Genomic DNA, 21819 nt, shown 5'->3' with positions numbered 1-21819 from the left:
TCGCTAATTTAAGGTGAGCATCAGGATTTTCGAACGTCGTTGATAGTTATAGAGTTTCTGTTTACTTTCTGGCAGAAACTCAATATCGACAGGTTGGAAGCCGCGCTCTTGGAACCAGTGAATACTGCGAGTGGTCAGTACAAAGAGCTTTTCTAAGCCCATCTGTCTCGCTTGTTGGCTAACTTGCTGGAGCAACATATCTCCCCGTGAAGAGCTACGGTAATCAGGGTGAACCGCCACGCAGGCCATCTCGCCAAGTTTTTCTTCAGCAAAAGGGTAGAGGGCCGCACAGGCAATCGTTAATTGATCGCGTACGACAACCGTAAACTTATCGATCTCCATTTCTAATTGTTCGCGGGAACGTCTCACTAAAATACCTTGCTGTTCAAGTGGACGGATTAGATCTAAAATCCCGCCAATATCGTCAATCGTCGCCTTACGGACTTGTTCGGCGGACGCCATAACGACTTGCGTACCTATCCCTTCGCGAGAAAAAAGCTCTTGAAGCAGAGCTCCATCCTCCAAATAGCTAATCAGATGGCTACCCGGTACGCCGCTTTTACAGGCTTGCATAGCACCCCGTAAGAAACGCACGGTGCCTGACAGATAATCACCTGCAGATTCGTATTGTTCAATCCGTTGTTGTGCTTGGTCAGGGAACATCTCAGAGATAATATTACCTTCTTCATCTGGAACGCCTTGTTCTGAGCAAAAGCCAATCATTTTCGCGGCATTAAGTTTTATGGCCACTTGTGTAGCGATTTCTTCAGACGTTAGGTTAAAGCTTTCACCTGTTACCGAGACGGCTACCGGACCAATCAGTACGATTGCTCCGGTGTCCAGTTGCTGGTTAATTGCTTGATAATCGATACGACGGATACGGCCAGAGTGACAATAATCGACACCGTCATCTACCCCTAAAGGTTGAGCAATAATAAAGTTACCGCTGACCACATTGATATGCGCGTTTTGCAGTGGCGTATTGCCAAGGCTCATGGATAGCCGCGCAGTAATATCTAATTGCAATCGGCCCGCTGCTTGTTTGACTAATTCCAAAGATTGCGCGTCAGTAACCCGAGTATATTTATGATAAGTTGGCTCAATATTATGCTCGAGTAAATTCGCATCGATTTGAGGGCGCGCGCCATACACGACGACGAGACGAATACCTAAACTGTGTAACAGGCCAATGTCGCTCACAATACTGAGGAAGTTTTCATGGCAGATAGCCTCACCACCGAGCATGATGACAAAGGTTTTATTACGATGAGTATTGATATAGGGGGCGGTGTGCCGAAAACCTCTTACCAGTTCAGTGCTGCGTTCTGTCACAGGAGCTCCAAATGAATTTTTATTCGTTATAAGTGTATTTTTATGCTTAAGAGGCATAAATTGCAAGTCGAGATTGTGATAAATCACAATCTTATCTTTAGGGAAAAGGATATGTTGTTTCAAAAAGGAGCCGTCGGTTACCAACACTGGCTGCAGGACCTTGCTGTGCTAATTTGGCTAATCAGTATCATGTCGTCAGCGCACGCCGCAGTGGGGCCTCAATTTAGTGCTATCCGTTTATGGCCTTCTACGCTTTATACCCGCCTGACTTTCGAGTCGGCAACCTTACCCCACTACCGCTATTTTATTTTGAAGTCGCCGCGCGGTTGGTGATTGATATTAATGACTTTAGGCTAAGTCCGGTGCTGCATAAACTTAGTCAGCAAGTTAAGAGGGCAGATCCCTTTATTCGCGGGATTCGTGTGGCGAAATTTGATGTGAAAACATTACGTGTAGTGATTGATTTAAAACAACCCGTCCGACAGGATATTTTTTATCTATACCCCGTGGCGAACTTCCAGCATCGATTATTGGTGATGCAAGTGTCCGTACTCTGCGCTTTCTTGGTCATAACGTGACGAAAGTTAACCATATTGGCGACTGGGGTACGCAATTCGGTATGTTGATTGCACACTTAGAGGAGGGGGATCGTAGTGATCAGTTTTCGCTCTCCGACCTTGAAGGTTTCTATCGCGAAGCAAAAAAACGCTACGACCAGGATAGTGCTTTTGCCCAACGTGCTAGACAGTATGTCGTTAAGCTACAGCAAGGGGATGACTATTGCCGCTCGATGTGGCGGCCGTTGGTTGAAATTTCTATGCAGCAGAACCAGCAGAACTATGATCTGTTAGGTGTCTCTCTCACCCCCGCCGATATTCGTGGTGAAAGTGCCTACAATGAGATGCTTGCCGAGATTATCGATGACTTGTTGGAACGTAATATTGCCCAAGAAGAGAAGGAGTCGGTTGTCGTCTATCTCAATGCTTATAAAAACAAGCAGGGAGAGGCGATGGGCGTCGTTATCCGTAAGCAGGATGGAGGCTATCTTTATACCACCACGGATATTGCTTGTGCGAAATATCGTTATGAAACCCTCAAAGTAGACCGCGTGCTCTATTATATCGATGCTCGTCAACACCAACACCTTATGATGGCCTGGGCAATTGTGCGCAAAGCGGGTTATGTGCCACAAGAGGTCGCCTTAGAACACCATAAGTTTGGCATGATGCTGGATAAACAAGGGCAGCCTTTTAAAACCCGTGAAGGGGGAACGATAAAATTATCGGCGCTTTTGGCAGAGGCCGTCAGTCGAGCGAAGCAGATAATCGAGCAGAAATCGCCACATATTACTGGCGAAGAGTTAGATGAGTTAGCGACCATTATTGGTATTGGTGCTGTTAAGTATGCTGATCTATCGAAAAATAGAACCACCGATTATATTTTTGACTGGGACAGTATGCTGAGTTTTGAAGGCAATACTGCACCCTATATCCAGTATGCTGGGGCACGTATTCATTCTCTACTCGAAAAAGCTCAGCAGCAAGGCTTGAGCTGGCAGGATGGTCAGGGACTTCGCGTGACCACCCCAGAAGAGCGCGCCATTGCGTTGGCCATCTTACAGCTTGAAGAAAGATTGAACTTGGTAGCGAGAGAAGGGATGCCAAATATGATGTGTCAATATCTCTTTGAGTTGGCGTCATTGTTCTCACGGTTTTATGCCAATACGCCGATTTTAGCCGAGGAGAGTGCCGAACAAAGGAAAAATCGTCTTTACCTGACTCAGTTGACGGGAGAGGTCTTAGGCTTATCTACCCTGGGGATTCGTGTACCAGAAAGGATGTAAAAAAATCTTATCAAGTTTACTTGATAAGCTTTCTCATATTGGTTGCGGGGGCCGGATTTGAACCGACGACCTTCGGGTTATGAGCCCGACGAGCTACCAGGCTGCTCCACCCCGCGTCCGTGGAAGCGCACTATACGGATTACACCGATCTTTGCAACCCTAAATTTTAGATATATCGAAAAAAAGTTAATTTTCGGTGCAAAATCACTCGATAAGTCCTTTTTGTAAGCATTTTTTGCGGGGATCTCGCTTTACAGTTTTAATCTTTTAGGGGCTCTGCTATCTTCGCCAATAGACATTGAGCGATAAGAGAAACTCATGAAATTCCCATTACTGAAACTAGCTGTCACTGGCTCACTGGTCGCGATGTTGCTGGCGGGGTGCTCTTCGAAACCCACGGATCGAGGCCAACAATATAAAGATGGTAAAATCACATCGCAATTTGCCCTGCGTAATCAGCCTAACGCTATCGGAGCACCGGTTAACGGTGGCGACTTCGTTAATCAGGTTCAACAGGTACAAGGCGCATCTTCGCGCATGTATCAGCGTCAGCAAAGTACCTTTAATGCCATTCAGAGTTGGTTGAATGCAGGGGGCGATACACGTCAGCTGCGCAATTACGGTATTGAAGCCTGGCAAATGGAAGGCGCAGATGATTACGGTAACGTCCAGTTCACCGGCTACTATACCCCGGTGATCCATGCGCGCTACACCCGTCAAGGTGAATTCCAATATCCTATCTATCGAATGCCACCAAAACATGGTCGCTATAAGCTGCCGAGACGAGCAGATATTTATAATGGAGCTATCGATTCGCGTTTCGTGATCGCGTGGAGTAATTCATTAATCGATAACTTTATGATGGATGTACAAGGGAGTGGCTATGTCGATTATGGCGACGGCCGTCCATTTACCTTCTTTGGATATGGCGGTAAAAATGGCTGGGCTTACCACAGTATTGGTAAAGAGTTGATCGACCGCGGTGAAGTGAAGCGTGAAGACATGTCGATGCAGGCGATTCGTGATTGGGCGGATAACCACTCCTATGCTGAAGTTCGTCAAATGTTAGAGAGCAACGACTCATTTGTCTTCTTCAAGCCAGAGCCTTTCACTCCAGTGCGTGGTGCGAGTGCTATACCATTGGTGGCTAAAGCCTCGGTGGCTGCCGATCGGTCGCTGATCCCACCCGGTTCAGTCCTGCTGGCAGAAGTGCCACAGCTTAATGAAAAAGGGAAATTTAACGGTAAATATCAAATGCGCTTGATGGTTGCATTAGATGTTGGGGGCGCAATTAAAGGCCAACACTTCGATATTTACCAGGGTATCGGTCAAGAAGCTGCACATTTAGCCGGGTTCTATAACCACTACGGAAGAGTGTGGATCTTAAAATCAGCACCAGGCGCTGGTGTGTTTTCGGCTAATCCGGTATTTAGCCAATAACCCAGTGTAGCGTTTTATATTAAGAGTAGAATGACGATGACAGAATCATGGCAGCAGCGTTTTTCCGGTATTACACGACTTTACGGTCAACAGGCTGCACAATTTTTCCCACACGCTCATTTTTGTGTGATTGGAATAGGGGGCGTTGGATCTTGGGCGGCCGAGGCCCTTGCCCGGACGGGGATTGGTCATATTACGCTGGTCGATATGGATGATGTCTGTGTCACGAATACTAATCGTCAGCTTCACGCCCTTAAACAAACGGTGGGTGATCAGAAGATTGAGGTAATGGCTGCGCGGATTCGCGAGATCAATCCTGAATGTCAGGTCAGTTGTATTGACGATTTTATCAGCCCGGAAAATGTTGCGGATTACCTTAATCACTCTTTCGATTATGTGATTGATGCGATCGATGCGATCCGCCCCAAGGCTGCGCTGTTGGCTTATTGTCGTCGAAATAAAATTCCGGTGATCACGGTAGGCGGTGCCGGTGGGCAGATCGATCCCACGCAAATTGCTGTGGTGGATCTGGCTAAAACGATTCAAGATCCTTTAGCGGCTAAATTACGTGAGCGCTTAAAAAGCGATTTTTCTATCGTGAAAAATAGCAAAGGTAAGTTGGGTATCGACTGCGTATTCTCAACCGAGGCCTTACGCTACCCCCAAGCGGATGGATCCGTTTGTCATGCTCGTGCAACCGCCGAGGGGCCAAAGCGTATGGACTGCGCTTCAGGCTTTGGAGCAGTGACCATGGTCACTGCTTCCTTTGGCTTCGTTGCAGTCTCTCATGCGTTGAAAAAGTTTATCGCCCGTAAGCTTCGCGAGTCACTGAACTAAGAGTGATCCAATGCGGCGTGAGCCGCATTTTTTATCGCTTGCGCGACAGCCGTCAATCCGCTATTGCGGGTAGCCGAAAGGTGGTGTGCTAACCCTAATCGGTTAAATAGCGCTAAAAGGTCTTTATCGACCAGTGCTTGTGGCAAGTCGCCCTCACACTGACTCAGTAATACCGATAATAATCCTTTTACGATGCGGCTTTCACTCTCCAACACAAAGTGGAATTGGCCTTGAGCCGTGAGCTCATAGGCTACCCACACTCGGTTCTCACAACCAAAAACCTCATTTTCGGGCGTTTGATACGCTTGTGGTAGAGTAGGCATTTGACGACTCAAGCGGATTAACTCACGGTAGCGGTCTTCCCAATGTGGGCTTTTTTGTAATCGTTCAGCGATATCTTCAGCTGTGATAGCAGTACCAAAAGGATGGGTGGGGAGTGGCATAAATTCGGGCCTTACTCTTCTTCAGTTAATAGTTGATAAGCAAAGGTGACGGCGCGCACTAATTTCTCGACATCATCGTAGGTATTGTAAGCGGCGAATGAAGCTCTTAAGGTACCCTGAACCCCTAATGCCTGCATTAAGGGTTGGGCGCAGTGTTGTCCCACCCGTAATGCCACATTGTGTTCGCTAATTAAGGTGAACAGATCGGCACTGTGCAGTGACTCAAAAACAAATGAGATGATCGGAGAACCTGCTGCACGGAACAGGGTTATTCCCGGTAATGCCGCCAACTGTTCTGCGGCGTAGTCGGCGAGCTGACAGGTCCAGGCTTCTGCCGCTTGCCAATCAACGCTCTGATGGAAACCAAGGGCACTCGCCAGCCCGATAACACCTGCAATATTCGGCGTGCCAGGCTCAAAGCACCAAGGGGCAGAGAGCAGGCGATAACCGTCAAAATCTACATGGCTAATTATTTTGCCGCCGCCTTGAGTGGGGCGCATCTCGGCCAAACGATCTTTGCGGGCGTAAAGTACACCGATACCTGTAGGACCGTACAATTTATGTGCGGAAAAAACGTAAAAATCGGCATCCCATCGCTGCACATCGGTCGGTTGATGAACAATACCTTGTGCGCCATCAACCAATACTGGGACGCCAGCCTGATGTGCTAACGCGATAATTTCTGCCATTGGCGGCACATACCCGGTGACATTAGACATTTGGGTAACGGCCAGTAAACGAGTGCGGGCGGTGAGTCGCAATGCTAACTCATCGACCTCCAGTTCGCCTTGTGGGCTAAGGGGCCAACGAACAACCTTAGCGCCCGTTTGTTCAGCCAGCATTAACCAAGGCAATAGGTTGGCATGGTGTTCTGCTTCACTGACAAGGATTTCGTCGCCGGGTTGGAGCTGATGAGCTAACCAAGCCTGAGCCACTAAGTTAATTGACTCAGTACTCCCTCGCGTCCAGATAATCTGGTTGGCCTCGGCGGCATTAATTAATTGTGCAACTTGCTGGCGGCAAGCTTCGTAGCGTTCGGTTGCCTCTTTCGCCTGTGAATAGTGGCTGCGGTGAACCGTTCCTCCGTTTTGATAGTAGGCTTGTGTCGCCTCAATCATCACCTGTGGGCGCAGGCTGGTGGCTGCACTGTCCAGATAACAGTACGGCTTGTGGAGTGCTGGAAACTGCTGACGAAACCAATCAGGAGAGAATTTTCTCATACTGTGCGTGACAACCTTTTTTTTGATCGTAAACCATAGCAATTTTTCTAACTTAGCCTATGGTAAGTATAAGAACTGAAAAAATCAGATCTATAATGACTGAAGATATTCGATATGGAGATAATAAATGAAAAAGCATCTTTTAGCTGTATTGGCTGTTTCAGGCTTAGCTTTTACTCTTGCAGGGTGTTCGAGTAATTACGTTATGCACACCAATGATGGAAAAACTATCGTCACCCAAGGTAAACCTTCGGTAGATGAAGACACAGGTCTTATTCTTTATAAAGATGGCGCAGGTGTCAAACAACAGATTAACCGTTTAGAAGTTAAAGATTTGACTGAAGTTGGTCAATAGTCCCGCCTTAAGACTGGTAGCATCCACTGCCAGTCTTCTCTCCGTATTAACTCTTTTAGCATGAATTAAATCTATCCATCGCCAACGCAAACGATTGGTATTCGAGAGCACCGATTTTTTTATCATCGCGCTGTCGCTGTGTCGTTTGGGCAAAAAAAAAACACCGCCTAGGCGGTGTTATAAATAATATACTATGGACAGACAGGGTGTATATCACAGGAAATAGTGGACTTGAACCTTCCAAGTCAAATGCAAACACAACATCAGCACCTAAAGCTTCTTTCGATAAACTCTCAAGCTTATCGCAATACCACCTTCGGAAGTGGGCGCAACTATAGGTATTTAGTGGAAGTTACTCAATGGACAATTTATAATGCTTCACATTATAAAAACTAATATTGCTATAGCGGCCCGCTATCGATAAATGAGTACCCATAGGTTATGTCAAAACGTCTTCCACCTCTCAATGCTCTAAAAGTCTTTGATGCTGCCGCGCGACACCTAAGCTTCACCCGTGCAGCCGAAGAGCTATTTGTTACCCAAGCTGCAGTGAGTCATCAAATTAAAGCGTTAGAGGATTTTCTTGGATTGAAGTTGTTTCGCCGGCGTAATCGCTCATTGTTATTGACGGAAGAGGGGCAAAGTTACTACCTCGACATTAAAGAAATTTTCTCCGCGCTCAATGATGCCACTCGTAAACTGCAAGCGCGTAGCGCGAAAGGAGCATTAACGGTCAGTTTACTGCCCAGTTTTGCTATCCAATGGTTGGTTCCCCGCTTAACGAGCTTCAATCAACAACACCCTGGCATTGATGTTCGTATTCAAGCCGTTGATCGAGAAGAAGATAAATTGGCGGATGACGTCGACATTGCCATTTTTTACGGTAGGGGAAACTGGCCGGGCTTACGGGTTGAGAAATTATACGCAGAATATTTATTGCCAGTGTGTGCTCCCGTGTTGCTAACTGGCGAACGTCCGTTACAATCCCCCGCAGATTTACAACATGTCACGTTACTGCACGATGCTTCGCGTCGTGATTGGCAGAGTTGGGTGAGGCAAGTCGGTTTACCTCATATCAACGTGCAACAAGGTCCTATTTTTAGTCACAGTGCTATGGTGCTTCAGGCTGCCATTCACGGGCAAGGTATCGCGTTAGCGAATAATGTGATGGTACAGAGTGAGCTGAGTTCGGGGCGTTTGGTTTGTCCTTTTAACGAAGTGCTCTCCAGTAAAAATGCTTTTTATCTGGTTTACCATGACAGCCAAGCAGAACTCGGTAAAATAGCGGCCTTTCGACAATGGATTATTGATACAGCCGCACGCGAGCAAGACAGTATAAAAGCTTGACGCCCTGCGCGGTTAAGACCAACGAGGGTTTAAAATGAATAGTCGAATGATCTATATTTTTGTCGCCATCAGTGGTTTTCTACTGGTGGCATTGGGTGCTTTTGGCGCCCATGTGTTGAGTCATCTATTAGGCAGCGAACAGCTGGCATGGATTCACACCGGGTTACAATACCAAGCGTGGCATACATTGGCGATACTCGGGCTCGGTAGCGCAATGCAGACTCGACGCAATATTTGGTTTTATTGGAGTGCGGCCAGTATGGCCTTAGGAGTGGTGCTATTCAGCGGTAGTTTATACAGCTTGGCACTGTCGCACCTCCGTTTTCTTGTTTTTGTTACGCCAATTGGAGGACTTTTCTTTCTGATTGGGTGGTTATTGATGTTAATTGGCGCACTGCGTCTGAGAAATAGGGCGAGTTGCCATGAATAAAGTATTACTGTATTGCCGACAAGGCTTTGAAAAAGAGTGTGCGGCGGAAATCACCGCGAAAGCGACTGAGCTTAACTTATTTGGTTTCGCACGTGTTAAAGAGAACTCGGGTTACGTTTTATATGAATGTTATCAGTATGAAGATGCCGATCGCTTAATCCGCGAAATCGCTTTTGAAACCCTTATTTTCGCACGCCAGATGTGTGTGGTAGGGGAGTTACTTAAAAATTTACCACCGGAAGATAGAGTAACCCCTATCGTTGGCATGCTGACCGGTGTGGTCGAAAAAGCCGGAGAGCTTCGGGTCGAGGTACCTGATACTAACGAGGCCAAAGAGTTATTAAAATTCTGCCGTAAGCTCACCGTGCCGCTTCGCGCTGCACTACGTCAAGAGAACCTGCTTCTTAATTACGAAAGCGCTAAACGGCCTGTAGTACATGTCTTCTTTATTGCGCCGGGGACCTGCTATGTCGGTTACTCTTACTCTAATAATAACTCTGCGCTTTTTATGGGGATCCCTCGTTTAAGATTCCCTTCAGATGCACCGAGCCGTTCAACATTAAAATTGGAAGAAGCTTTTCATGTCTTCGTCCCTGCAGACGAATGGGAAGAGCGTTTAGCCAGTGGGATGTATGCGGTTGATTTGGGTGCCTGTCCAGGAGGTTGGACTTACCAGTTGGTGAAGCGCTCAATGATGGTCTTTGCGGTTGATAACGGTCCGATGGCCCCTTCATTGATGGATACTGGACAGGTAACGCATCTGCAAGAAGATGGTTTCCGTTTTCAACCGCCGCGCAATAATATCAGCTGGTTAGTCTGCGATATGGTTGAAAAACCGATTAAGGTTGCGCATTTAATGATGCGTTGGATCGCAAATGGCTGGTGCCGTGAAGCGATTTTTAACCTCAAGTTACCGATGAAAAAGCGTTACGAAGAGGTCACGCAAATTCTGGCGATGATGGAGACTTCGCTGGCTGAACAAGGACTTAATGTCCAAATTCGCGCCCGTCATTTGTATCATGACCGTGAGGAGGTCACCGTCCATATTCGTCGCATTTGGAGTGCTTGGCCTGGACGGATAGACGAGCGCTAAAATTAGGCAGGCCTATAGCGTAGCTGACGTAGGTTACCGCTCAGGGTTAAATCGGTACGGAGTTGCGCTAATTGACGACTGATAAAGGCATTATCTTGCCCCGCCTTGAGTTTGGTTTGCCACGTAGTCGGTATCTCTTCAAGCTGTTGATAGACCTGCTCTAAAGAGCCAAAACGCGTGATTAAGGTTTGGGCGCTCTTCGGACCAATCCCCGGCACGCCGGGGATTTTACTGCTCGATATCCCACATAATCCCCAGTAATCGGCAAGCTGCGATGCTTGTACGCCATACTCTTTCTCGATAAAAGCGACGTCTAACCAGCGTTTTTGGAAATAATCACGTATCTGAATTTGTGCAGAGAGTAGCTGACAATAGCCTTTATCGGTCGATACCAGGGTCACTTGATGTCCGGCTTGACGCATTTTGATCGCTAAAGTGGCGGCCAGATCGTCCGCTTCATCCTCCGGTGAGGTCCAGCTGGTGATACCCAGCTCGGCGAACGCTTTTTCGATGGAAGGTAGCTGTAGCGCGAGGTCCTCGGGCATTGCATTACGTCCCGCTTTATAGTCGGGGTACAGTTGATGTCGCCAACCCTTTTTGCGCAGTGGGTGGTCGAAGACCGCGACAACATGTGTCGGCTGGCTATGGTGGAGAAGCTGTTTTGCTGCAGAGAGGCAGCCCAGTAAGCAGTTGCTACCCTGCACGGTATGGATGCGGCGAATTAAATTCAACGCATCAATAATCAATAAGTGATAAGTCATCAGTGTGAATCTCTCTGAGGCTGCGCAGGCTCAGCGCAGCCTTTTGAGTTAGCGGATAATTTTGTAACAGGGGACGTAAGCGCTACCGGGTAATTTCATCCGCTGCTGTGCAACGAACCCCTGTAGCATTTCATCCATCCTCGCCATAATGTCGCCGTCACCATGAATTAAGTAAGGGCCATGTTTCGCAATTTCTTGAATACCGATCTCTTTAACGTTACCGGCTACAATACCGGAAAACATCCGGCGTAAATCGGCGGCTAATTTCTCTACCGGTTGATCTTTGAACAGTTTAAGGCTCGCCATATTTTCATGCGAAGGGTAGAAAGGGTGCTGCAGTTCGCTGTCGATGTGTAATGACCAGTTGAAACTGTAAGCGTCACCGGTATCACGGCGATAGTGTTTCACAGCAGGCATGGCTTCTTTCATGACTCGGGCCACTTCCGCCGCATCACCTATAATAATACGGTAATGTTGAGTTGCCGCCTCGCCAAGTGTATGACGAATAAACTCATCAAGCATTGTGAAGTAGTCTTCACTCTCTTTCGGACCGGTCAGCACCAAAGGGAGAACTTGTTGCTGATTATTCGGATGCATCATGATACCTAACAGGTAAAGAAGCTCTTCTGCGGTGCCTACTCCCCCGGGGAAAATAATGATTCCGTGGGCGATACGCACAAAGGCTTCGAGCCGCTTCTCAATATCTGGCATGATAATCAGTTCGTTGACCAGCGGGTTCGGTGGCTCGGCAGCAATAATTGAAGGCTCAGTCATACCGATAAAGCGGCTATCGTGGTAACGTTGCTGAGCATGACCCACTGCCGCGCCTTTCATAGGGGCTTCCATCGCACCTGGACCGCATCCAGTACAGACATTCAGCTCACGAAGACCTAATTGTTTCCCTACTTCACGACAATATTGATATTCAATAGGATTGATAGAGTGCCCGCCCCAGCAGACCACCATATTGGGAAGCTCACCAACGTGCAAGGCCCGTGCATTACGCAGTAATGAGAACACCATATTGGTGATATACACCGAATCGGTCGGTGCACGCTGTTTGACGCGTTTATCGGTATTCAGTTGTGCAGTCACGAAAACAATATCCCGTAACACAGCAAAGAGATTAGCTTGTAGCGAGCGAATGATATGGCCATCGACAAAGGCGGCTGGTGGCGGGTTAATTAATTCGAGTTTTACTCCACGCTCACGGCGCAACACATTGATTTCAAAATCTTTATAAAGAGAAAGAATCGCTTCACTACTGTCGGTTTGACTGCCGGTGTTCAATACTGCCAGTGAACAATTACGAAACAGCTGGTAGAGATCGCTGCTCGCCGTATCTTTGAGCATATCGACTTCAAGCTGCGAAAGCAGATCCATCGCTCCTAACGGACTAACATGTGTTATCAAGTGAGCTCCTTAGTATTTATCCAGAAAGTGGAGGTGAGTACCTTCCACTTTCTGTGAGTGACTTCCAGGCTACGGCGTGAGGCTAACGGCCAGCAACCCTGTTAAGTATAGCGTTATTATTGTCGCGCTAAACGGCGGTTATGTGGGGTAAAGTGCTGATTAGTCCGCCATGGATTAATATCTAAGCCGCCTCGTCGTGTGTAGCGGGCATAGACGGTTAACGCTTGTGGCTTACATAGCGCCATAATGTCCATATAGATCCGTTCAACACATTGTTCATGAAACTCATTATGTTGGCGGAAGGAGAGTAGGTAGCGTAATAGCGCTTCACGATTAATTTTTGGACCCTTATAGTGGATCATCACTGATCCCCAATCCGGTTGCTGGGTAATTAAACAGTTAGACTTTAATAAATGGCTGACCAAGGTCTCTTCAACTAACTCATCCGAGGTCGCCTCGCGCAGGTAGTCACGATTAAATTGATAATCATCGACCATGATCGCCTGCTCATCGATCAATTCTCCGGCAAAATCATCAATCGGTTGAGCGGTAAAGTCGTGTAAGCGATGTAATGTGACACGTACCTCGCCCTGCGCGCAGTGGCTCAGGTCGCGCGCTAAGGTTTGTTCGACGCTTTGCCAATCGCTGAAGCGAGTTTGGTTGAAACTGTTCAGATAAAGCTTAAAACTTTTGGATTCAATCAGATTCTTGCTGCTGGCAGGCAGTGCTACATCACCGATTGCGACTTGTGGTATGCCGTGGTCGTTAAGCCAAGAGAGTTCGTAAAGGGTCCAAAAGTCCTCACCGTGGAAGGGAAGTTGGCTTTCCTCAAGCTGCAAACTATCGCGATTTAAGCTTCTTGGCACTGCTTGTAAGAGGCTCGGTTGATAATTCGAAATATAAGCGGTGGATTTACCCAACGTCAGGTCTGATAAGGTGGGATGGTTTTCGTAGTCGGCCATTGCATCTGTGCCCAAGTAAATGGATGATGGGAGGATTGTAACTGATTCAGAGTAATAAATAGAATGTTAGATGAGACCTCTCAGCAACTCAGAGACTTCACCCTGCGTTACTGCCGACGCTGGCAACAGGATCGCCAAAGCGCCCCGGTAAACGAGCAGCTAATTGGTGTTGATTCCCCTTGTTTATTAACTACCAATGAAAACGGTATCACTTGGCAACCACAGCCTTTTACCTTAGCGAAGAATTTGGATGCCGTGTCGAAAGGTGTCGATTTAGTGTTGCAACCCTCAGTCGTTGCATTTTATACGACACAATTTGCAGCAGAAATGACAGCAATCTTCGAAGGGATGCCGCTTACGTTACTGCAGGCATGGAACGAGGAAGACTTTACTCTTCTTCAACAAAATCTAGTGGGGCATCTTGTGATGAAACGGCGTTTAAAGCATAGCCCGACGCTATTTATTGCCACAACCGAAGAGGACTCAACAATTATTGCTGTGGATAATCTTGCTGGTAACGTTATTCTTGAAGTCCTTGGTAAGAACCAAAATAAGATTTTAGCGCCTTCATTGAGCGATTTTCTTCAAGCATTACACCCTCAGGTTTGATTTTTTATTGGCCTCGATGTAAATGAGATTGATCCTATAAACTTGACTTAGATCATGAAATAACACAATTAATCAACAAACTCTTTTATGAAATATATTTTGAATCAATTGGTTAAGTTTTTAACAATCAATAATTCAAGATTATTAAGAAACATAGTGAAATAATCTGGTTGTTTATCGTCATAACTTTGAGAAAATAGACGGGTCAGAAGGATGTAAATTAGTTCTAAGGATGGGGCCCAAGGACGGAACCGCTTTACAGTGAGTGAAGCCTGGAAATAGTTGATTAGGATGATGCGCTGTTTCCTAAACATTAGGGAATCTTCTGCAGAAGGGTAAGCTACAAAGGAAATGTAGCTGAATTCATAGGATTATGTAGTCAGGGAAACACATCCTTCTGGATTGTCGAATCCTATGAATTAGCAGGACGCAGACAGCGGTAGGATACCGCCCTAAATTAGGGAGTGCCGAGTTTTCGGTACTCCCTTTTTTTCTTTTATCTGCCTGTACATGTTATTATCTTTCACTATTTATCACCTATTGGGTAAGCGTTTTAGCCATTTTACAACCTGTATCAAGAATACCTCCTCTAATGCATAAAATGACGTGTTTTTGACTTCATCGGGTAAGTGCTCGGGAGAAAGTTTCCAGGAAAGGGATGGCTGAAGTGAGTACCCTGTTGAGAGTTAGGGTTATCTGTGCTTGAGATTATTTATCAAGACGAGTGGATCATTGCCGTCAATAAGCCGGCTAATATGCTGGTACATCGCAGTTGGTTAGCTCGCCATGAAACGCAATTTGTGATGCAAACCTTACGAGACCAGATTGGTCAGCATGTTTTCACCGTACATCGTTTAGACCGTCCAACCTCCGGCGTACTACTGTTTGGCCTATCAAGTGATGCTGGGCGCGAGCTCTCACAGCTTTTTGAACAACATAAGATGAAAAAAACGTATCACGCTATTGTTCGAGGTTGGATCGAGGGTGAGGGGGTGATCGACTACCCTTTACGAGAAGAGCATGACAAAATTGCGGACAAATTTGCAACGGGTGAACCCGTTACACAATCCGCCATCACCGAGTACAAAACTTTAGCTCAAGTTGAAATGCCTTATCCAGTAGGGCGCTATGACTGCTGCCGGTATAGCTGGATAGAATTGAAACCGCAGACAGGACGTAAGCATCAACTCCGTCGGCACATGTCCCATCTGCGTCACCCGATTATTGGTGATACCGCGCACGGCGACCTTAAACAGAATCGTGGAGCGGCTGAACACTTCGGTTGTCAGCGATTAATGTTGCACGCTTCAATGCTCTCTTTTATCCATCCCTTCACTCAGCGGTCAATCACCCTAGAAGCTGGGATGGATGAAACCTGGCAACAGATGTTACAGCAGTTTAGTTGGGCGCGTTAATAGCCGCTCAGCGCGCAACACTATTTTTTTACCTGTGGGAGCCATCGCGATGGTGCAATTTTATAAAGCTAAAAAGACAACACCTGTCCGTAAAATCTTCCAGCTTTCGGTTAACGGGTTAGATCAATTCGGACAAGGCGTTGGCCATCATCAAGGAAAAGCGTGTTTCGTTGAAGGCTTACTACCGGGAGAAGCCGGTGAGGTCGAAGTCATTGAAAATAAGCGCCAGTATATGCGCGCGAAATTAGTTAAGTTGTCACAATCTAGTCCTGAGCGACGCGAACCTCGCTGTCCACTATACGGGCAATGTGGCGGCTGTCAGCAGCAGCATATTAGTGAGTCGTTACAGCAAACCTCGAAGGCCGCAGCGTTAGTACGATTACTGAAACCAGTGGGTGTGGAGAAAGTTGATGATGTGATCACAGCAGACAGTTGGCATTATCGTCGCCGTACGCGACTCAGCTTGCGCGTCGATAACACCGGTCGGCTGATAATGGGGTTTCGACGAAAAAAAAGTAATGAGATTGTTTCGGTTCAGGACTGTCCTGTTTTAGTGCAACGGCTCAATACATTACTACCGCCGTTGTATCGTTGTTTGTCTCAACTCGAGACCGTCTCACATCTTGGGCATGTCGAGCTGGTGGCTGCGGATAATAACACTGTTACGGTCGTGATCAGGCATTTGCGCACTTTATCGGCGGGTGATATCAAAAACTTGGAACAGTTTTCGCATAATCACTTTGTTTCACTTTTCTTAGCGGATGGACAGCAACAAACTCTGCTGAAAGGGGAAATACCGTGGTATGGTATTAATCAGATAAATTTATATTTTAATCCCCAAGGATTTATTCAAGTCAACGCCAAAATTAATCAACAAATGATTGATAAAGCTATAAAATGGCTTCATATCAAACCCACTGATCGTATTCTTGACCTTTTTTGCGGAGTAGGAAACTTTACACTTCCTTTAGCAAGATTCGCGAGTTCAGTCACAGGTGTTGAGGGTTTAGCAGAATTAGCCGCTAAGGCGGAGTACAATGCCCAGCGAAATAATATTACGAATGTTGCCTTTTACCAGCACAATTTAGAACAAGATGTCTCGCAGCAACCTTGGGCAAAAGACGGCTTCACAAAAGTCTTATTGGATCCCGCCCGCGCAGGTGCGGCAGAGGTCATGCCTTATGTGTGTGCGTTACAACCGGAGTGCATTGTCTACATCTCTTGTAATCCTGCTACTTTGGCCCGGGATAGTCAAATTGCCGAAAAGTTAGGATATCGGGTGGTAAAAGTGACGATGCTAGATATGTTTCCACACACTGAACATCTTGAATCAATGGTGTTGTTTGAACGTCGTTAAGCATTAAGTCAACAGTTATGCGGGAGACATCATGGTTGCAGTAAGAAGTGCACACCTTAATCCGGCGGGAGAATTCGCTGCCGAGCAATGGATTGAGAGTCTACATAATATCTCTGAACCGACAGGTCAAATATTGACAGCCTGTTGGCGCTATTGTCAGGAAAATACCACTGATCACCCCTCGCAGGCAATTTTGCTGAGCCGTGGTATTGAGATGGTAGAGATCTTGACTACGCTGAGTATGGATTGTGACACCTTGTGCGCCGCGCTAATTTTCCCGTTGGCCAATGCTAATGTACTTGATGCTGAACAGATTAAAAGCTCTTACGGTAACAGTATCCTTTTTCTGGTCAATGGCGTACTGGATATGGATGCTATCCGCCAGCTTAAAGCCATCCAAAATGACTCTATGGCCTCAGAACAGGTGGATAATATCCGCCGTATGTTACTGGCGATGGTGGAGGACTTTCGTTGCGTCGTCATTAAGTTAGCAGAGCGTATCGCCTACTTGCGCGAAATGAAGGACGCGCCGGAAGACGAAAGAGTCTTAGCGGCGAAAGAGAGCACCAATATCTACGCCCCTCTAGCAAACCGTCTAGGGATTGGTCAGTTAAAATGGGAGCTAGAAGATTATTGCTTCCGTTATTTACATCCCGAAGAGTACAAGCGAATTGCCAGTCTGCTTCATGAACGTCGTATTGACCGCGAAATATATATTGATAATTTCGTGACGCAGATCCGCGACATGATGGGTAAAGAAGGCGTTCGCGCGGAAGTCTATGGAAGACCTAAGCATATTTATAGTATCTGGCGAAAAATGCAGAAAAAATCTCTGGCTTTCGATGAGTTATTCGATGTTAGAGCAGTACGGATTGTTGCTGAACGCCTGCAAGATTGTTATGGCGCGCTAGGGATCGTACATACACTTTTCCGCCATTTACCCAATGAATTTGATGATTATGTGGCTAATCCTAAACCGAATGGTTATCAATCTATCCACACGGTGGTGCTGGGGCCGAAAGGGCAAACTGTTGAAGTACAGATTCGCACAAAACAGATGCACGAAGACGCTGAGCTAGGCGTGGCCGCACACTGGAAATATAAAGAAGGAAGTACAACGCCAGTAGGAAGAGGGGCGGCCGGCCATGAAGGACGTATCGCTTGGCTACGTAAGCTGATTGCTTGGCAAGAAGAGATGGCGGACAGTGGCGAAATGCTTGAAGAAGTCCGTAGCCAAGTGTTCGACGATAGAGTGTACGTCTATACTCCGAAAGGTGATGTGATTGACCTACCTGCCGGGTCAACTCCACTCGATTTTGCTTACCATATTCATAGTGATATTGGCCATCGCTGCATTGGCGCTAAAATTAGTGGGCGTATCGTTCCCTTCACTTACCACCTGCAAATGGGTGACCAAGTTGAAGTTATTACCCAAAAGCAACCTAACCCGAGCCGTGATTGGCTCAATCCGCATCTTGGTTACATTACGACCAGTCGCGGGCGTGCAAAAGTGCATGCTTGGTTTAAAAAACAAGACCGTGACAAAAATATCCTAGCCGGAAAGCAAATTCTGGATAACGAATTAAACCAACTAAATATTAGTTTGAAAGATGCGGAGAAATACCTTCTACCGCGCTATAACATGACCTCAATGGAAGAGATCTTGGCGGCAATTGGCGGGGGGGATATTCGTCAAAACCAAATGGTTAACTTCTTACAAGCGAAGGTTTATAAACCTAGTGCAGAAGAAGAGGACCAGAAAGCGTTAGAGCAGCTCACGCAGAAATCGGTGAACCATCAATCAGCGCGTAAAGACAGTGGGCGAATTGTGGTTGAGGGGGTGGGCAACCTTATGCACCATATTGCCCGTTGCTGTCAGCCAATCCCAGGTGATGATATAACTGGATTCATTACCCAAGGCCGGGGGATCTCGATCCATCGTGCGGATTGCGAGCAGTTAGCGGAATTGATCAATCATGCTCCAGAGAGGATTGTCGATGCGGTCTGGGGGGAGAACTACTCTAGTGGCTACTCCTTAGTTGTGCGAGTTGTGGCCAATGACCGCAGTGGTTTACTACGCGATATCACCACGATTTTAGCGAATGAAAAAGTGAATGTGTTAGGGGTCTCTAGCCATAGTGATACACGTAAACAACTCGCGACCATCGATATGGAAATCGAAATCTATAATCAACAGGTATTAGGGCGAGTGATCTCTCGGCTGAATCAAATTCCTGATGTCATTGACGCCAAGCGGCTTCATTAATTTTCATTTAAACCACTCCTAGGGGTGGTTTTTTCTTATTAAGAGGTTTTTATGAGTGATTCATCATTGTCGCAGTTACTGTCAGTGATGCAGCGCTTGCGCGATCCTGAGCAAGGTTGTGAGTGGGATAGGCAGCAGACTTTCGACACTATCGCACCTTACACACTAGAGGAATGTTATGAACTCTTGGATGCTATTGCGCGTCGGGATTTTATCGATCTGAAACAAGAGCTTGGTGATCTTCTCTATCAAATTGTTTTTTATGCGCAGATGGCTTCAGAGCAAGGCCGTTTTAACTTTGAGGATATTTGCCAAGCGATTACTCAAAAACTGATTCGTCGTCACCCTGGCGTATTGACCGCGACCACGTCGAAGATGGGCTGGGAGCAGATTAAACAACAAGAGCGGAATGAAAAAAGGCAATATTCGCTGCTTGATGATATTCCCCATGCCATGCCGGCCTTACTTCGCGCGGATAAAATTCAACAACGTTGCCACACGGTGGGTTTTGATTGGGACACGCTAGGTCCGGTGGTAGATAAGGTTAAAGAGGAACTTGATGAAGTGATGGAAGAGGCGACAATGGTGGATCGTAATCCAGAACGCCTTGAAGAAGAGTTGGGAGATTTACTTTTTGCGACCGTTAATCTTACCCGCCACTTAGGGGCTCGTGCGGAAACTGCGCTGCATAAGGCCAACCTGAAATTTGAACGGCGCTTTCGTCAAGTTGAACAAAAAGTCATTGAACAAGGCCTCACACTCGACCAAGCCAGTCTGGAACAGATGGAATTAGCTTGGCAACACGTCAAGCAAGAAGAAAAAAAGTGAGCGCTGAATAGACGGATGATTGCTGATTGAAATCAAAAGAGAGGCGTGGCAGATTAGGTATCATTATTCTGAGTCGAACAGCGAACGAGGGTGAATGAGCAATTGTGACACCACAGAGTTTCGGGTATACTGCTTTCCCGTCCTGGTGCATCCACCGTCTTTAAACCTAAACCTTCAGGTTCTGCATGACAACTAACTATATTTTTGTGACCGGCGGGGTCGTTTCCTCTCTGGGTAAAGGCATTGCCGCAGCCTCTCTGGCAGCCATTCTCGAAGCTCGTGGTCTTAAAGTGACCATTATGAAGCTTGATCCCTATATCAACGTCGATCCTGGGACGATGAGCCCGACTCAACATGGTGAAGTGTTTGTCACGGACGATGGCGCCGAAACCGATCTCGACCTCGGTCACTACGAGCGTTTTATTCGCACCCGCATGAGCCGTCGTAATAACTTTACGACTGGACGCATTTACTCTGAAGTACTTAGAAAAGAGCGTCGTGGCGATTATTTGGGTGCAACTATCCAAGTTATTCCTCATATTACTAATGCCATCAAAGAGCGTATTATCGAAGGTGGCGAAGGCCACGACGTTGTACTGGTTGAAATTGGTGGTACGGTTGGGGATATCGAATCTCTGCCTTTCTTAGAAGCGATTCGTCAAATGGCGGTGGACGTAGGGCGTGAGCATACGCTTTACATGCATTTGACCTTAGTCCCTTACATGGCCGCAGCGGGTGAGGTTAAAACCAAGCCAACGCAACACTCTGTGAAAGAGCTACTTTCTATCGGTATTCAACCGGATATGCTGATTTGCCGTTCAGACCGTGCGGTTCCGGCAAATGAGCGGGCAAAAATTGCGTTGTTTTGTAACGTGCCAGAGAAAGCCGTTATTTCACTGAAAGATGTCGATTCAATCTATAAAATCCCTGGGATGTTAAAATCACAAGGATTGGATGACTATATCTGTAAGCGTTTTAACCTAAACCCTCCGGTCGCTGATCTCTCTGAATGGGAACAAGTCATTTACGAAGAAGCTAATCCAGGTGGTGAAGTAACTATCGGGATGGTCGGTAAATACATTGAGCTACCAGACGCTTATAAATCTGTCATCGAAGCTCTAAAACATGCGGGCCTCAAAAACCGCGTGACAGTGAATATCAAACTGATCGATTCTCAAGATGTCGAAACACGTGGTACTGAAGTCCTCAAAGATCTGGATGCTATCCTGATCCCAGGTGGCTTCGGCTCGCGCGGTATTGAAGGTAAGATCATGACCGCACAATACGCACGTGAAAATAAAATCCCTTATCTAGGCATCTGTTTAGGTATGCAAATTGCGTTAATCGAATTTGCACGTAATGTGGCGGGTATGAAAGGTGCAAACTCAACAGAATTTGATGCTAACTGCCAATCACCTGTTGTTGCGCTAATTACTGAATGGCGTGATGAAGAAGGTAACCTAGAAGTTCGTAATGAGAAAAGCGATCTGGGTGGTACCATGCGTTTAGGTAGCCAACCTTGTCAGTTAACCGATGACAGCATCGTACGTAATCTTTACGGTTCTAGTACTATTGTTGAGCGTCATCGCCATCGTTATGAAGTAAACAATTTCTTATTGAAGCCAATTGAACAAGCCGGTTTACGTATCGCTGGTCGTTCAGGTGATGATCAATTGGTCGAGATTATTGAAAACCCTAACCATCCTTGGTTCGTCGCCTGTCAATTCCACCCAGAATTTACATCGACTCCGCGTGATGGACACCCACTGTTTTCAGGGTTCGTGGGCGCCGCGGTAGATTTTCAAAAGCGGATGGATAAGTAAGCTTTTTGGTGTAGCCAGTGAACCTTTCGCTGGCTGTGTGTCTTA

The 21819-nt window shown here is 46.7% G+C and carries 20 protein-coding genes, 1 tRNA gene and 1 pseudogene; 15 read left to right on the top strand and 7 right to left on the bottom strand.

Annotated features, from left to right (window positions below):
* Positions 1-3 precede the first annotated feature (3 nt).
* Positions 4-1389 carry an amino-acid N-acetyltransferase gene (gene argA / locus HH682_RS03100; RefSeq protein WP_214236308.1) on the bottom strand — a complete coding sequence of 462 codons (1386 nt, stop codon included), beginning with the start codon at positions 1387-1389 and terminating at the stop codon, positions 4-6.
* Positions 1390-1443: 54 nt separating this feature from the next.
* On the opposite strand from argA, the gene HH682_RS03095 reads away from it, so the two are divergent.
* The 3 genes and pseudogenes from HH682_RS03095 to argS form a co-directional block, all read left to right on the top strand.
* Positions 1444-1665 (top strand): hypothetical protein, encoded by a 222-nt coding sequence (locus HH682_RS03095; protein WP_214236150.1) that lies wholly within the window; start codon positions 1444-1446, stop codon positions 1663-1665.
* On the top strand, positions 1572-1910 hold the full coding sequence (locus tag HH682_RS16075) for an AMIN domain-containing protein (RefSeq protein ID WP_250318526.1): 339 nt from the start codon (positions 1572-1574) through the stop codon (positions 1908-1910). The genes HH682_RS03095 and HH682_RS16075 overlap by 94 nt, the downstream gene beginning before the upstream one ends.
* Positions 1841-3175: pseudogene (argS, locus tag HH682_RS03085) on the top strand (arginine--tRNA ligase); the annotation flags it as partial. The gene HH682_RS16075 and the pseudogene argS, both read left to right, overlap by 70 nt.
* A 39-nt stretch (positions 3176-3214) precedes the next feature.
* On the opposite strand, the gene HH682_RS03080 reads toward argS, so the two are convergent.
* Positions 3215-3291 (bottom strand) — tRNA-Met (locus HH682_RS03080).
* A gap of 202 nt (positions 3292-3493) precedes the next feature.
* On the opposite strand from HH682_RS03080, the gene mltA reads away from it, so the two are divergent.
* Positions 3494-4615, top strand: coding sequence for a murein transglycosylase A (gene mltA, locus HH682_RS03075; protein WP_214236147.1), 1122 nt, complete (start codon positions 3494-3496; stop codon positions 4613-4615).
* Positions 4616-4651: 36 nt separating this feature from the next.
* The gene (tcdA, locus tag HH682_RS03070) at positions 4652-5452 is read left to right on the top strand and encodes a tRNA cyclic N6-threonylcarbamoyladenosine(37) synthase TcdA (RefSeq protein ID WP_420826177.1); all 801 of its coding nucleotides are present in this window, start codon (positions 4652-4654) and stop codon (positions 5450-5452) included.
* On the opposite strand, the gene csdE is transcribed toward tcdA, so the two are convergent.
* Entirely contained in the window at positions 5449-5895 is a 447-nt protein-coding gene (csdE, locus tag HH682_RS03065) for a cysteine desulfurase sulfur acceptor subunit CsdE (RefSeq protein ID WP_214236143.1), read from the bottom strand. The genes tcdA and csdE overlap by 4 nt on opposite strands.
* Positions 5896-5906: 11 nt before the next feature.
* Positions 5907-7115, bottom strand: a complete 1209-nt coding sequence (gene csdA, locus HH682_RS03060; protein ID WP_214236141.1) for a cysteine desulfurase CsdA — start codon at positions 7113-7115, stop codon at positions 5907-5909.
* Positions 7116-7242: 127 nt separating this feature from the next.
* On the opposite strand from csdA, the gene HH682_RS03055 reads away from it, so the two are divergent.
* The 4 genes from HH682_RS03055 to rlmM all read left to right on the top strand — a co-directional run bounded on the left by HH682_RS03055 (position 7243) and on the right by rlmM (position 10340).
* Entirely contained in the window at positions 7243-7470 is a 228-nt protein-coding gene (locus HH682_RS03055; protein ID WP_214236139.1) for a YgdI/YgdR family lipoprotein, read from the top strand.
* 441 nt (positions 7471-7911) lie between these two features.
* Positions 7912-8817, top strand: a complete 906-nt coding sequence (locus tag HH682_RS03050; protein WP_214236137.1) for a transcriptional regulator GcvA — start codon at positions 7912-7914, stop codon at positions 8815-8817.
* Positions 8818-8851: 34 nt separating this feature from the next.
* Positions 8852-9247: a DUF423 domain-containing protein gene (locus HH682_RS03045; RefSeq protein ID WP_214236135.1), complete on the top strand. Its 396-nt coding sequence runs from the start codon at positions 8852-8854 to the stop codon at positions 9245-9247.
* On the top strand, positions 9240-10340 hold the full coding sequence (gene rlmM, locus HH682_RS03040) for a 23S rRNA (cytidine(2498)-2'-O)-methyltransferase RlmM (RefSeq protein ID WP_214236133.1): 1101 nt from the start codon (positions 9240-9242) through the stop codon (positions 10338-10340). Before HH682_RS03045 ends, rlmM begins: the two co-directional genes overlap by 8 nt.
* Positions 10341-10342: 2 nt before the next feature.
* On the opposite strand, the gene xni is transcribed toward rlmM, so the two are convergent.
* The 3 genes from xni to queF form a co-directional block, all read right to left on the bottom strand.
* A complete protein-coding gene (xni, locus tag HH682_RS03035; RefSeq protein WP_214236131.1) occupies positions 10343-11101 on the bottom strand; it encodes a flap endonuclease Xni in 759 nt (252 codons plus the stop codon).
* 48 nt (positions 11102-11149) lie between these two features.
* Positions 11150-12514 carry a nucleotide 5'-monophosphate nucleosidase PpnN gene (gene ppnN, locus HH682_RS03030; protein ID WP_214236129.1) on the bottom strand — a complete coding sequence of 455 codons (1365 nt, stop codon included), beginning with the start codon at positions 12512-12514 and terminating at the stop codon, positions 11150-11152.
* Positions 12515-12630: 116 nt separating this feature from the next.
* Positions 12631-13476: an NADPH-dependent 7-cyano-7-deazaguanine reductase QueF gene (gene queF / locus HH682_RS03025; RefSeq protein ID WP_214236127.1), complete on the bottom strand. Its 846-nt coding sequence runs from the start codon at positions 13474-13476 to the stop codon at positions 12631-12633.
* Positions 13477-13539: 63 nt separating this feature from the next.
* Here queF and syd point away from each other — a divergent pair, with 63 nt between their 5' ends.
* The 6 genes from syd to pyrG all read left to right on the top strand — a co-directional run bounded on the left by syd (position 13540) and on the right by pyrG (position 21774).
* Positions 13540-14085 (top strand): SecY-interacting protein, encoded by a 546-nt coding sequence (gene syd / locus HH682_RS03020; protein WP_214236125.1) that lies wholly within the window; start codon positions 13540-13542, stop codon positions 14083-14085.
* Positions 14086-14783: 698 nt separating this feature from the next.
* Complete coding sequence (truC, locus tag HH682_RS03015) at positions 14784-15500, top strand: tRNA pseudouridine(65) synthase TruC (RefSeq protein ID WP_214236123.1); 717 nt, start codon at positions 14784-14786, stop codon at positions 15498-15500.
* 49 nt (positions 15501-15549) lie between these two features.
* Complete coding sequence (gene rlmD, locus HH682_RS03010) at positions 15550-16857, top strand: 23S rRNA (uracil(1939)-C(5))-methyltransferase RlmD (protein ID WP_214236306.1); 1308 nt, start codon at positions 15550-15552, stop codon at positions 16855-16857.
* Positions 16858-16888: 31 nt separating this feature from the next.
* Entirely contained in the window at positions 16889-19123 is a 2235-nt protein-coding gene (gene relA, locus HH682_RS03005; RefSeq protein WP_214236121.1) for a GTP diphosphokinase, read from the top strand.
* 51 nt (positions 19124-19174) lie between these two features.
* Entirely contained in the window at positions 19175-19951 is a 777-nt protein-coding gene (gene mazG, locus HH682_RS03000) for a nucleoside triphosphate pyrophosphohydrolase (protein WP_214236120.1), read from the top strand.
* 185 nt (positions 19952-20136) lie between these two features.
* Positions 20137-21774, top strand: a complete 1638-nt coding sequence (pyrG, locus tag HH682_RS02995) for a glutamine hydrolyzing CTP synthase (RefSeq protein WP_214236118.1) — start codon at positions 20137-20139, stop codon at positions 21772-21774.
* Positions 21775-21819: the final 45 nt, after the last annotated feature.

It is taken from the genome of Rosenbergiella gaditana (assembly GCF_018494065.1).
GTDB classification, from domain to species: Bacteria; Pseudomonadota; Gammaproteobacteria; order Enterobacterales; family Enterobacteriaceae; genus Rosenbergiella; species Rosenbergiella gaditana.
Note: the sequence above shows the minus strand (reverse complement) of the source record. Positions and strands in the feature narration are given on the sequence as shown.

Excerpts from the sequence above, each read along its gene's own strand:
- HH682_RS03095 (WP_214236150.1), top strand. The coding sequence starts at position 1,444 with ATGTTGTTTCAAAAAGGAGCCGTCGGTTACCAACACTGGCTGCAGGAC.
- HH682_RS03050 (WP_214236137.1), top strand. The coding sequence starts at position 7,912 with ATGTCAAAACGTCTTCCACCTCTCAATGCTCTAAAAGTCTTTGATGCT.
- HH682_RS16075 (WP_250318526.1), top strand. The coding sequence starts at position 1,572 with ATGGCCTTCTACGCTTTATACCCGCCTGACTTTCGAGTCGGCAACCTT.
- mazG (WP_214236120.1), top strand. The coding sequence starts at position 19,175 with ATGAGTGATTCATCATTGTCGCAGTTACTGTCAGTGATGCAGCGCTTG.
- tcdA (WP_420826177.1), top strand. The coding sequence starts at position 4,652 with ATGACAGAATCATGGCAGCAGCGTTTTTCCGGTATTACACGACTTTAC.
- csdA (WP_214236141.1), bottom strand. The coding sequence starts at position 7,115 with ATGAGAAAATTCTCTCCTGATTGGTTTCGTCAGCAGTTTCCAGCACTC.
- queF (WP_214236127.1), bottom strand. The coding sequence starts at position 13,476 with ATGGCCGACTACGAAAACCATCCCACCTTATCAGACCTGACGTTGGGT.
- rlmD (WP_214236306.1), top strand. The coding sequence starts at position 15,550 with ATGGTGCAATTTTATAAAGCTAAAAAGACAACACCTGTCCGTAAAATC.
- relA (WP_214236121.1), top strand. The coding sequence starts at position 16,889 with ATGGTTGCAGTAAGAAGTGCACACCTTAATCCGGCGGGAGAATTCGCT.
- syd (WP_214236125.1), top strand. The coding sequence starts at position 13,540 with ATGTTAGATGAGACCTCTCAGCAACTCAGAGACTTCACCCTGCGTTAC.
- csdE (WP_214236143.1), bottom strand. The coding sequence starts at position 5,895 with ATGCCACTCCCCACCCATCCTTTTGGTACTGCTATCACAGCTGAAGAT.
- argA (WP_214236308.1), bottom strand. The coding sequence starts at position 1,389 with ATGCCTCTTAAGCATAAAAATACACTTATAACGAATAAAAATTCATTT.
- mltA (WP_214236147.1), top strand. The coding sequence starts at position 3,494 with ATGAAATTCCCATTACTGAAACTAGCTGTCACTGGCTCACTGGTCGCG.
- xni (WP_214236131.1), bottom strand. The coding sequence starts at position 11,101 with ATGACTTATCACTTATTGATTATTGATGCGTTGAATTTAATTCGCCGC.
- HH682_RS03055 (WP_214236139.1), top strand. The coding sequence starts at position 7,243 with ATGAAAAAGCATCTTTTAGCTGTATTGGCTGTTTCAGGCTTAGCTTTT.
- rlmM (WP_214236133.1), top strand. The coding sequence starts at position 9,240 with ATGAATAAAGTATTACTGTATTGCCGACAAGGCTTTGAAAAAGAGTGT.
- HH682_RS03045 (WP_214236135.1), top strand. The coding sequence starts at position 8,852 with ATGAATAGTCGAATGATCTATATTTTTGTCGCCATCAGTGGTTTTCTA.
- pyrG (WP_214236118.1), top strand. The coding sequence starts at position 20,137 with ATGACAACTAACTATATTTTTGTGACCGGCGGGGTCGTTTCCTCTCTG.